Source organism: Rohdeia mirabilis, assembly GCA_007750655.1.
Taxonomy (GTDB): Bacteria; Planctomycetota; UBA1135; order UBA1135.
In genome coordinates, this window is the sequence record CP036290.1 from 4,908,612 (window position 1) to 4,920,814 (window position 12,203).

Below are 12,203 nucleotides of genomic sequence, written 5' to 3' on the forward strand. Positions count from 1 at the left end.
CCGACCGCGCGGCCGCGATCCTCACCGGGGTCGCGGCCGCACCGTTTCGCCGTCCAGTTCGACGCGTCCCGTGGCCAGCACGCGCTCGAGCGCCGCCTCGATCCGCTCCTCGATCCGCCGCCCCAGACGCGCGAAGCCGAAGAGTCGCGCCGTCTCGCGCACGAGGTCCTGGCGCTGCATCGCACCCCAGGTTCCGAGCAGCCAGAGGGCTCCATTCGCCAATTCGCGCGTGGACAGGTCGTCCGCCTCGCGCGTGGGCAGGCCCTTCGGCACCGGTCGTCCGACCGCTTCGGCGTCGGGCCGGAAGGCCGTGTGGGCGGCCGGATCCGCGCCAGCGGGCCACAGCACCACGACGCCCTGGTCGTCCTCGACGACGAGTCCGGCGGTCCGCGTGATCTGCTCGATCACGGTCCGCGCCCGCGCGCCGAAGCGGTCGATGCCGAAGCTATCGGCCACGCGCCGCGCCGCGAACTCGAAAGCGATCGGCGCCTCGCCGCGCACGAGTTCGACGAGCGCCTCCTTCACCAGCTGGGCCGTGTCCGTGTCGTAGAAGCGCTCGGGCGCGCGGCGCGAGCGGCGCAGCACGACCGGCTCGTAGGCCTGACCGGGAGCGGCCTGAGCGAGCGCCACGGAGGGAGCGGCGCGCAGCGCTTCGTCCACGGCCGACCCGTCGACGTCCGCGCCAGCGTCCACCTGGCTCGCCAACTCCGGCGCCGCCGGTTCCACGTCCGACGCGTCGTGCGCTCCGCCGCTCGCCCCATCACTCGAGTCGCCGCCCGTGGGCGCAGCGTCCGCCTGCTCCCGCTCGCGATCGCGCTCCCGAGCCCGCTCGATCGCCGCTTCGATGCGCCGCACCTGGGCCTCGGGGTCGCGCCACCACTCGGTGGACCAGACCCGGTGCACCGACCAGCCGAGCCCCTCGAGCACCGCCTGCCGCAGCCGATCGCGGTCCCGAGCGGTGCGCGCGTCGCGATAACTCGCCCCGTCGCACTCGACGCCGACCAGGAATCGCTCCGGCTCGCCCGCGTCCGCCACGGCGAGGTCCAGCCGGTAGGCCGAGCACCCCACGCGCCGCTTCACCGCCCACCCGCGGGCCTCGAGCGCCCGGGCCACGGACTCGGCGAACGGCCTCGAAACGGCGTCTTGGGCCGAATGGCGCTCGAGCGCGGCTCCGTCGCTCCCGAACGCCGCGGGCCCGGCCTGGGCGTACTCGAGGAACAGCCGTAGGTCGCGCGCGCCGTCGGCCTTCGTGCGCCCCAGGTCGATGTGCTCCGGTCGCAGGCAGGTGAACACCAGCGCCTCGCGCCGCGCCCGGGTCACCGCCACGTTCAGGCGCCGCTCGCCACCGCTGCGATTGAGCGGTCCGAAGTTGAGTCGCACCTTGCCGTGCTCGTCCGGCCCGAAACCGATCGAGAACAGGATCACGTCGCGCTCGTCACCCTGGACGTTCTCGAGGTTCTTCACGAACAGCGGTTCGCGCGCCGCTTCGCCGAACGCGCCCTCGAGCTCCGGCCGCCGACGTCGCAGCGCGTCGAGCAGGTCCTCGATCAACACCTGCTGCGGCTGGTTGAACGTCACGACGCCGATCGACGAGCGCGCCAGTCGCGGATCGGTCAGGCGCCGTTCGACCTCGGCCACCACCGCCTCGGCCTCGATGCGGTTCGTGCGCGTCTCGCCGAAGTCGTACACCGCGCCGTCCACGTGCCGCAGTTGCACACCGAGGCCGTCGTGATCGCGCGCGGGGAACGTGACCAGTCGCCCGTCGTAGTAGCGGCGGTTGCTGAACGCGATCAGCCCTTCGTGGCGGCTGCGGTAGTGCCACTCGAGGTACAGGCTCGGGACGCGCGCGGCGAGGCACTCGTCGAGGATGCTCTCGGCGTCCTCCACGAACACGTCGTCCTCCTCGTCGTCGCCGCCGCGCTCGAAGAAGCTCGTCGGCGGCAGCTGCTTCGGGTCGCCGACCACCACGACCTGGCTGCCGCGCGCCATCGCGCCCACCGCGTCCCAGACCGGGATCTGCGAGGCCTCGTCGAACACCACGGCGTCGAAGCGCGGGCCGGCGGGATCGAGGTACTGGGCCACCGACAAGGGCGACATCAACAGGCACGGCTTGAGCTGGGCCAAGACGCCCGGGATCTCCTCGAACAGCCGCCGCAGCGCCATGTGACGCGTCTTCTTCGTCAGTTCGCGGTGCAGCTTGCCGACCTCGGAACTCTCCGGCGCCTCGCGCCCACCGACGGCGGCACGGGCCACGCGGCCGAGCACGCGCGCGCGCAGGGCCTGGGTCGCCAGTTCCAGCACGCGCCCGTCCAACTCGCGGAAGCGCTCGACCAGAACGTCGTGCTGCTCGCCGACGAAGCCCGCCAGGGCCGGTTCGTCCGACGCGACCACGGCGAACCACTGGTCGGCGTAGGCGCGCTCGAACGCGTCGGACAGCTCCGGCGCGAGCACGCGGCCCGACTCGAGCGCGTCGACCACGAACTGAAGGCGCGCGTCGAGAGCGTCGACCCGCGCGCGGCGCCACGCGCACCAGGCCGGCAGTCCGCGCCAGGCGGCCGCCCAACGGCGCGCGCGCGTGCGATCCGCGTCGAAGGCGTCCACACCGCTCGGCGCGTGCCAGGCGCGTTCGTCGAGCGTCAGCGTCTCGTCCAACTCGCGAGCCGCGGCCTCCCAGGCGTCGAAGGGCGCGAGGAAACCCGCCACGGTGTCCGCGAGGCGGCCGGCCGACAGGGCTCGAGCACTGGCCGCTCGCAGCGACGGCGCCGCGCACCCCGTGGCTTCGACGAGGCCGGCGAGCCCGCCCTCGTAGGACGTTGCAAACCGCGCCAATCCATCGAGCTCGCGCCAATCGGTCGATTCGCTCTGCCAGCGGTCGCCGAATGCAGCGCGCGCCGGAGCGTCCACCTCGGCCAACGACCCTTCGGCCGACTCGAGGGCGCGCGTCTCCTCGAGCGCTGCCACCGCCGACTCGAACGTGATCGTGGCCGGCTCGCGCGCGATCGACGCCAACGCCTTCACCACGCGCCGCTTCTTCAGCCAGGCCGGCAGGAACCAGTCGAGCCGCGCGCGTCGCACCAACTCTTCCACCAGGTCCAGGCCGAGCGTGCGCGGATCGCTCGCGAAGCGGGCACCGAGGGCCTCACGACGCTCCGCAACCGTGCGTCCGCGCGCGACCCAATCGGCCGCACGGGCCTCGAGACCGGCGAGATCGGCCGATTCGAGCAGTTCGCGCGGCGTCGAGACCGGCGCGTCCGCGAGCACGCGCACGAAGGTCGCGAGCGAGCGCCAGGCCGCACGCGAGAGAGCCGGAGCGTCACCGTCCGAACCAGCACCGTCGCCACGCGCGCCGCTCTCAGCCCCAGCACCCAACCCGAGCGCTCGCGCCGCCGCCCGCCCGGCCTGCTGCGCCGCATCCACGCGCTCACCGAATCCGTCCACTCGCGCGCGCGCCTCGCGCTCCCAGAGCGGCGTGAACTCGAGACGCCCGATCGCCAGCAGCGGGTGCTCCGGACCCACGTCGCGCCCGGTCTCGGCCAGGTGCGCGAGGGCCGTGCGCGCCGCCGCGAGCTGCTCGGCGGTCGTCGCCTCGACGCCGCGCCACGGCAACGTCAATCCGAAACGGTCCTCGATCGCCACCAGCCGCGACAGCGCGTCGAACAGGCTCTCGCCCGAGGCGCGCGGCGCGTGCAGAGCGCGCACGTAGGCGTTCAGACGGCGGCGCTGGCCCTCGTACTCGGTCGCCGCCTCTTCGAACGCGCGCTCGTCGCCGTCGCCGCCGGCCTCGAGCGCGCGCCGCAGCTGCTCCAGAACGTCCTTCTTCTTCGCCTTGTTCGAGTGCAGCTCGAGGCACGCCTCACCCAGGCCGACGCGCTCCAGCCGTTCGCGCACCACCTCGAGGGCCGCGCGCTTCTCCGACACGAACAGCACGCGCTTGCCCGTTCCGAGCAGGTGCGCGATGAGGTTCGTGATCGTCTGGGACTTGCCGGTGCCGGGCGGGCCGTGCAGCACGAAGCTCTGCCCGCGCGCCGCCGCCACGACCGCCGCGAGCTGCGAACTGTCGTAGGACATCGGGCACAGCACCTCGTCCGCGGGCAGCTCGTCGTCGAGCCGCGCGGGGTCGGGGAAGCCGCCGCCACCTTGGACGACCGGCGTCCAGGCCTCGTTCGGCGTGTTGACCAAGTGGTGGACGACCGGACTGCGGAGCAGATCCTCGCGCCGATCGGCCAGGTCCTTCCAGATCAGGATCTTCGAGAACGAGAAGACGTCGAGCACGGCCTCCTCGCTCACGCGCCAGTCGGGCTTGTCGCGGATCGCTTGACGCAGCGTGTACAGCGCGAGTTTCACGTCGACGCCGTCGCCTTCCGCATCGCTGGCGTCGAGCGGGAGCGGATCGAGCCCCGGGACCTCGATCCCGTGATCGCGCGCCAGGTACTCGAGCAGGGTCACGTTGACTCGCGGCTCGTCGGCGCCGAGCGCGAGGCTGAAGCCGCGCCGCACCGACTCGCGCGTCAGTTCGACCGGGATGAGGATCAGCGGCGCGCGTCGTTCGGTCGAGCTGGACGGCGTCTCGCGGTAGTTCAGAAACCCGAGCGCCAGGTAGAGCGTGCTCGAGCCGCCCTCCTCCGTGGCCGTGCGCGCCTCGCGGAACAGCGTCACGAGGCGCGTGGCGAGCGCGTCGTCGCCGGCGTCCGCACGCAATCGGTTCGCGCCCAGGTCCGCGGCGAGCAACTCGGCCAACTGGGTCGAGAGCGCCTCGCGCGTCACGCCCGCGCCCTCGCGTCGACGCACCGCTTCCACTTCGGCCGGTCGCGGCTCGACGCGGAAGCGCTCGCCGCGGGCCAGCGCGTCCTCGAGCGCCGACACGTCCGGTGCGATCAGCGGCACCGTGCGCTTGCCCTCGCGGTGCGCAAGCAGGCGGTTGCGCATCGTCAGGTCGAGCAGCTTGCGTCGCCAGCGCTCGAGGCGGTCGTCGGGCGCGTCCACGTCGCGGCCGTGGCGAGTGAGTTCGAGGCGCGCGGCCTCGAGGCGTTCGAGTTCGGAGAGTCCGTCGAGCGTCGGAGCCGCGCCCGCCACCGACGCTTCGGCGCCCGCTCCTTCCGGGGCCGCCGCGATGCGTCCGCCGAACGTCGGCAGGGGGCGCACACCCGCACGCCGCGCGCGCCGCAGGTCGATCGCCGACACGAATCCGCGCTTGCCGGCCAGGTCCGCACGCGCGAGTTGCTGGGCCGTGTCGAAGTCGATCGGCGGCCGCGTGCTGGCGCAGGTGGGGTCGAACAGCGCCACGTCGCCCAGCTCCACGTACTTGAGCACGCGCCGCGGATCGGACTGGGTCGCCTCCGCGAACGTCTCCTCGCGCAGCCACACGCCGCAGGCCGCGTGTCCGTCGAGCACGAGCAGCAGCGGGTGCAAGCCGGCCTGTTCCATGCACGCCGCGGCCAGGAGCGCGAGGTCGAGGCACGTGCCCATCTTCGACGCCGCGATGTCGCCGGGCAGCCGCACGCGCTGGCCCGACTCGGCGAAGCTGGCCGGCGGGTTCGCGTACGTGATGCCGGCGGCCTGGATCGCGCCGTAGATCGCAGCGGCCTGGCGCAGCGCGCGGCCGGGATCCTTGCTCTGGTAGCCGTCGAGCGCCGGGTTCTGCGTCCACTCCCCAAGCAGGTCGGCCGCGCCGCGGAGCAGGTCCTGGACGGCGGGCTCGTTGGGCAGCACGAAGGCCGCGAGGTACTCGGGATGGACCGCGAGACCGGGCCACTCGCCGGGCGGGCACAGGTCGAGGTCGGCGGTCGCGGTGGCCAGGCGGCGGCGGGAGGGGGCGGTGGTCCGAGCGGCCGATTCCAGGCCGTTCTCGGGCTCCAACGGCGATTTTGAACCGTTGCCGGTGTCCTGGACATCGAATTCCGAGGACGGCTCGGAGCCCGGAAGGGTCTCGCTGGGCGCCGTCGACCCCGCGCCCGCGGAAGCCGTCGAGTCGTCGAGGTCGACCGCACTCTCGGCGCTGGCGACGTCCGCCGATCCCGCGGGAGCCGTGGTGGCGTCCGGGACTTCGGGAGCGGACGACGGGAGGGCCGCGGGCGTGTCGGCGGTGGCTGCGGGCTTCGTCTCGGACTCGTACAGACTGACGCGGAACGAACCCGTCGTGCGCTCGCTGACGCCGGCGAAGAACGAGCGGTCCAGGCGGATCGGCAGCCGCTCGCCGGTCAACGCGATCGACTGGCCCGGGCCGAGCTCGGCGATCGCGATCGGCTCGCAGCGCGCGAAGGCCGGGTAGGGCTCGATGACCAATTCGAGGTCGCGGTAGTGCCGCTCGCCGGTGTTCTCGAGGTGCAGCGCGGGCAGCGGATGGAAGCCCGCGTCGGCGAGGGCGGGCTGGAGGCGCGCGAGCGGTTCGATCCGCAGCTCGATGGCTGGGTCGCGGTGCGCGTCGGGGTCGGGCGGGGAAACGGACTGCGCGTTCGGCGGCGCTGCGTCGCTGCTACTGCGGTTGCCGTTGCCGCCACCGTTCCCATCGCTGTCGCCGCCCATGGGATGGCCTTCGCTGTCGCCCTCGTCCACACCCACCGCGTCGATCACCGCCGCTGACGGCGCGATCGCCGCCACCTCGGCGCCGTCGCCCGCGTTGCTGCTCGACTCCCTGCCTCCCGCCGCCTCCGGGTCACCCAACTCCACGCCGATCTCGCGCCCGAGCCGTGCGATCCGCCCACCGAGCTCGCCCCCATCAACGCCCAACTCCGCCAGCCGGTGCGCGCACTCCAGCGCCAACTCGAACCGCGCACGCGCCGTGGCCGGATCGGCGCTCTCGCCTGCGATGCGTTCGGACTCGCCGAGGATCTGCTCGAGCCGCGCGCGATCCTCGACGCCCTCGTACTGACCGGCGTAGCGCGAACTCGGGCGCGGCGGGAGCGGGTGGTGCTGGGACGGATCGGTGGTGGTCACGGGCGGTGTGGATGGTGGAGGGGGCGAGACTGTAGCGAGCCGCCCCACCGCGCTCTTACCCGTCCGATCGGTCGGCGCCCTGCCCAGTGTCGGGCGATCGGATCCAGTCGGACAGGAGCGGCGGCGGCCGACGAGGGACTCGCCTCCGAGCGGTCCGGTGAGTCCGCGAGGCGGATCACGTGCGGCACATCGAGTCCGGATTCAGCTGCTGGAGCAGGCTCCGTCTTGACGAAGTACAGGTTCGATCGGCACCATTCGTTCACCATTCATGAATGGTGTATCCCTATGTATATCAAGGGCCAAGACCTCCTCGCCTGCCTTCAGCTCTGCCTCGGCCTAGACCCGGGCTGGACCTACGTCGAACTCGCCGAACGGCTCGGGCTCAGCACGGGAGGAGCCAACATGGCCGTCCACCGCGCCTTGGATGCGGGGCTCCTCATGCCCGACCCGGCCGGGGGCACGAAACCCGTTCCGCGTCGCTCGGCCATTCTCGGCTTCCTCGAACACGGAGTCGCGGTCGCCTTCCACGTCGCGCCGGGCAGGGTGACACGCGGCGTTCCGACGGCGTATTCCGCCGCTCCGCTGAACGCCCTGATCCAGTCGCCCCCCTCGGAGATCCCACTGGTCTGGGCGGACCCCGAGGGCACGGTCCGCGGTCGGAGCGTCGAGCCTCTGTACCGCTCGGTTCCAAGCATCGCGCGGCGCGATGCGCGCATGCACGAGTTGCTGGCGCTGGTCGACGGTATCCGGTGCGGAGCGACCCGAGAACAAGCACTCGCCCGCCAAGAACTGCGCACGCGGCTGATCGATGACGCACCCCGCTGACCCCAACATCGCCCAGCTCGAGGCGGTCGCAGAACGGCTCGGCGGCCTGCTCGACGAGGTCGTCCTCGTCGGGGGTACGGCGGTCGGGCTCCTCATCACCGACTCGGCAGCGGAGTCGGCGCGAGCGACGTACGACGTGGACGTGATCGTCGAGGCCGCGAGCTACGTGGAGTACGCCAGGATCGAAGCACGACTCTGCTCGCTGGGCTTCGTCCAGCCGGGACGCGCGAGCGATCCGATCTGCCGCTGGAAGCACGGCGAGAAGCCGGACGAGCTCACGCTCGACCTCATGCCACTGGACGAGAACATTCTCGGGTTCAGCAACCCCTGGTACCCGTCGGCCTTCGCGCACGCCACCCCGTTCGAGCTGCCCTCCGGCCGCCGACTGCGCCACGTGGACGCGCCGCACTTCTTGGCGACGAAACTCGAGGCCTACGCCGGGCGCGGTCAGGACGATCCGCTCACGAGCCACGATCTCGAGGACCTCGTCCGGGTGGTCGATGGACGGCCGGAGTTGCTCGACGAGATGCGAGCGAGCAGGAGCGACCTACGCCGCGCGGTCGGGAAGAATCTGGCTCCAGTCCTCGCTGACCGCTACTTCGTCGAAGCGCTTCCTGGCTACTTCGAAGACGCGAGTGTCGAGCGGTCGAAGCGGATCATCGACGTGCTCGAACAGCTCGTCGCCGCGGGAGACCGAGTCACCTCGACCGACTGAGACGCTGCAGCGACGCCACCCGGCAGCCCGGCCAACTCCACCCGGCGCCGGCCACGCCGAGCCCGACCGACCGCCCCCCATCGGCCACTCGTCGCCGCCGTGCTGCGTGCGAACCGCCCCCGCCGCGCCACACTGCACCCCATGGGCCTCTTCGAACGCTTCCTGTCCCTGTGGGTCGCCCTGGCCATCGCAGTTGGCGTGGCGCTCGGGTCGCTCGTGCCTGGCTGGTTCGAGACCGTGGCGCAGCTCGAATGGGCCGGCGTGAACCTCCCGGTGGCCGTGCTGATCTGGCTGATGGTCTATCCGATGATGCTCAAGGTCGAGCCCGGCTGCCTCGCCGAGGTGGGGCGGCGACCGCGCGCGCTGGGGCTGACGCTGGTCGTCAACTGGCTGATCAAGCCCTTCACGATGGCGGCGCTCGGCGTGCTGTTCTTCGAGCACGTGTTCGCTGGGCTCGTACCGGCCGAGGACGCGCAGCAGTACATGGCCGGAATGATCCTGCTCGGCGTCGCGCCCTGTACGGCGATGGTGTTCGTGTGGAGCCAACTGACCGATGGCGACGCGAACTACACGCTGGTCCAGGTGTCGGTGAACGACGTGGTCCTGGTGTTCGCGTTCGCGCCGATCGCAGGGCTGCTGCTTGGCGTGACCGACCTCGAGGTGCCTTGGGACACGCTCGTGGCCTCGGTGGTGGTCTTCGTGGTCGTGCCGCTGGTCGCCGGCGTGTCGACCCGTGGCCGACGCATCCGCAGCGGCGGCGTCGAGGCGGTGGAGCGGCTCGCGGCGCGCATCAAACCCCTGTCGATCGTCGGCCTGCTCGCGACGGTGGTGCTGTTGTTCGGCTTCCAGGCCGAGACCCTGCTCGCGCGGCCGGACCGGGTCCTGTTGATCGCGATCCCGCTCGCGCTGCAGACCTACGGCATCTTCGCGATCGCCTACCTGGCCGCCCGCGCCCTGCGCCTGCCCTTCGCCCAGGCCGCGCCCGCCGCGCTGATCGGCGCGTCGAACTTCTTCGAGCTGGCGGTGGCCGTGGCGATCAGCCTGTTCGGCCTCGCGTCCGGAGCAGCGCTGGCGACGGTCGTCGGCGTGCTGATCGAGGTGCCGGTGATGCTGTCGCTGGTGGCCTTCGCGAACCGGACGAAGGGGTGGTTCCCGGAGGACGTCGGGCGGTGACGTACCGAGATACGGAGTCAGACCCCACTTCGTCGGTCGACCAACACAAAGTGCCGCACGAGACGTGCTGAACGAGTCAGCCCCTCGTCCACGACCGCAACGACGGATGTCGGCCGCCGAGGCCGTCGAGGCGCCCCGGACGTGTGGCTCGAGGACGTCCGGGCCACGCTCGATCTGGCGAGCCACTCTCTCGCCCCCGGGTCACCAGCGAACCCAGGCCGGCGTGCGGCCGGAAGTGGCCGGGGTGGGCGCGGCTCGGATTCGTGCGGCACCTCCTGTCGGTCGACCGACGAAGTGGGGTCCGACTCCCTGTCGCGGCTCCGTGCCGAGTCCATCACCTAAGGTGGAGCGCCCCACCACCCCCACGGGAACTCGCCATGGACAAGCCCACCTCGCCGTCGTTCCTCCCGCTCGCCCTCGTGCTCGTGCTGCTCGCGCTCGTCGTGGGCGGCGCGATCTTCCTGTTCGGCGAGGGTGCGCTGCCACAGGAGATCGAGGCGAAGCTCGCCGTCGAGGCCGAACGAGCACGCGCGCTCGAAGCGGTGGAGCTCGCCCAGGCCGCCGAAAGGGCCGAACGCGAGTCGCGAGCGAGCGTCGCGGAGTCGAGCGCTGCTCCGATCCAGACCGAGGAGGCCGCGACGGAGAACGACCCCGAGCCGAGCGGCGTGCTCGTCCGTCTCGACGTCGACGCGTGCCCGTGGCTCGATCGCACGTGGTTCGGCACCGTCCTGTGGAAGGGCGCGGGGCTCGAAGCGACGGAGCACGAGATCGCCGACTCCGCCTTCCTGCTTCCGAGTGAGCCGCGCGCGCTGGAGGAGTTCCTGAGCATCGAGTGCGCGGGCCTCCTCGCGGTCGCGTACGAACTCGCGAGCGCCGAGGACGCGCCCGCCATCGCGCACGACGGAGCTGCGCCACGAGTCCCCGACCTGGTGCTGCGCGCGCGAGTGGATCGCGGCGCACTCCTCGTCTGGGCCGACGGCGTGCCGTTCGCCGAGCGCACAGAAGTCAGCGTCGCGTTCGGCGGATCGATGGCACCGCCGTCGCGCGCGACGTACTCGTTCGGCCGCGACTACGGCCTGGCCGAGGCGCGCTCCAGCCTCGTGCTGCCCCTCGAACTTCCCCGCGCGGCCGTGGAGAAGTCGGTCTGGGTCGGTGCGCCGGGCAAGGAGTGGCGCTCGTTCCCCGTCGCGCCGAACGCGTCACAGGTCGAGGTCAGGCTCGCGAGCGCGGCGAGCGTCCGCGTCCGGCACGACGGGCCGACGGAGCCGACCAGTTACGTGGTGACCACGACCTACCCGTCCGGCGACACGCAGCGCGTGCCGATCACGAACGACGAGCCCGTCGTCGTGTCCGAACTCGCCGCCGCGTCGACGCGGATCTGGATCGAACAGCGCGAGGACGAGCCGCTCTCGCGCATCGAGCGGCGCCAGCTGGCGGCCGGCGAGGAGGCGCTCGTCGACCTGCGCGCGGAGTCCGCGCTCGACGGTCGCGGCGGCGTGCGGATCACGCTCAGCGCGGACCGGAAGACGCTCGGTCTCGCGCGTGACGAGCTTGAAGTGCGAATCTCGCGTCGCACGTCGCCCGAGTCCGAGTTCCCCTGGGAGCACTACGCGATGTTCGAACCCGAGCTGGTCGCTGGAGAGACGTTCGTTCGCGAGATCCTCGGGCTGGATCCGGCGCTCCACCGCATCGAGGTCGATCCGTTCGGCGCGGGTGCGGTGGTCGAGGTCGAGGCGGGCGTCGTGAAGGACGTCGAGATCCCGCTCGACACGCTCGGCTTCGTCGAGTTCGTCCTGCCCGAGGGCGTCGCGGGGAGCGGCGGCTACGTGAGCCTCTCGACGACCGAGGAGGCCTTCGAGGATCGACGCCACGTCTCGTTCAACTTCGAGGACGCCGCTCGGAGTGGCGCCAGCCCGGTGGCCCGCGGCACGTACACCGCGAGCGTGCGCTTCTTCGGGTCGGACGACGCGCCCGAACTCGCGAGCGAGCCGTTCGTGGTCGAGACGGGCGAGACGACCACCGTCGAGCTCGTGCCGCGCCGCACCGCGAAGCTGAGGGTCACCGCCGTGGACGCGGACACGGGCGAACCGGTCGCGCTCGACCTCGACTTCTGGGTCGGCGTGCGGATCGACGACGTGGAGACGGGCGAGCCCGTGCGTGGCATGACGTCGTTCGCGGGCAGTGGCGACACGTACACGGGTACCGAGAGCGAGCTGCCGTGGACCGAAGGTGCCGTGCGCCTCGTCCCGCCCGAGTCGCCGTTCTTCGACTTCGAGCCGCTCGAGCCGTTCTTCCTCTCCGAGGACACCGAGGTGATGCTGCGCGCCCGCGCCAAGTGAGGGTGGGCGAGTGAGCGGGGCCGAGTGAGCGCGGACCGCTCGCTGCCGTTGGCCGCCGCCGCGGGCCGAGGGTCGTCAGCTGGAACGAGCTCGATCGATGAACGACGCGGTCTCGAGCCCCACGGTCGAAGGTGGAGCGAGTCGGTCGCCCCAGGGTCGCGTGCCCGAGCGACGGACGCGTGCGCTACGTCGATCTCGAGGACTGGCGCGCAGAACTC

The 12,203-nt window shown here is 72.0% G+C and carries 5 protein-coding genes; 4 read left to right on the forward strand and 1 reads right to left on the reverse strand.

Annotation, left to right across the window (positions count from 1 at the left end):
- Positions 1–21: 21 nt before the first annotated feature.
- Entirely contained in the window at positions 22–6,933 is a 6,912-nt protein-coding gene (locus Pla163_RS18385; RefSeq protein ID WP_145192184.1) for a DUF3320 domain-containing protein, read from the reverse strand.
- 285 nt (positions 6,934–7,218) lie between these two features.
- Between Pla163_RS18385 and Pla163_RS18390 the strand changes: the two genes are divergently transcribed.
- The 4 genes from Pla163_RS18390 to Pla163_RS18405 all read left to right on the forward strand — a co-directional run bounded on the left by Pla163_RS18390 (position 7,219) and on the right by Pla163_RS18405 (position 11,985).
- Entirely contained in the window at positions 7,219–7,758 is a 540-nt protein-coding gene (locus Pla163_RS18390) for a hypothetical protein (protein WP_145192187.1), read from the forward strand.
- On the forward strand, positions 7,742–8,473 hold the full coding sequence (locus Pla163_RS18395) for a hypothetical protein (protein WP_145192190.1): 732 nt from the start codon (positions 7,742–7,744) through the stop codon (positions 8,471–8,473). Before Pla163_RS18390 ends, Pla163_RS18395 begins: the two co-directional genes overlap by 17 nt.
- A 141-nt stretch (positions 8,474–8,614) precedes the next feature.
- Positions 8,615–9,646: an ACR3 family arsenite efflux transporter gene (gene arsB / locus Pla163_RS18400; RefSeq protein ID WP_145192193.1), complete on the forward strand. Its 1,032-nt coding sequence runs from the start codon at positions 8,615–8,617 to the stop codon at positions 9,644–9,646.
- 263 nt (positions 9,647–9,909) lie between these two features.
- Positions 9,910–11,985, forward strand: coding sequence for a hypothetical protein (locus tag Pla163_RS18405; protein WP_145192196.1), 2,076 nt, complete (start codon positions 9,910–9,912; stop codon positions 11,983–11,985).
- Positions 11,986–12,203 lie beyond the last annotated feature (218 nt).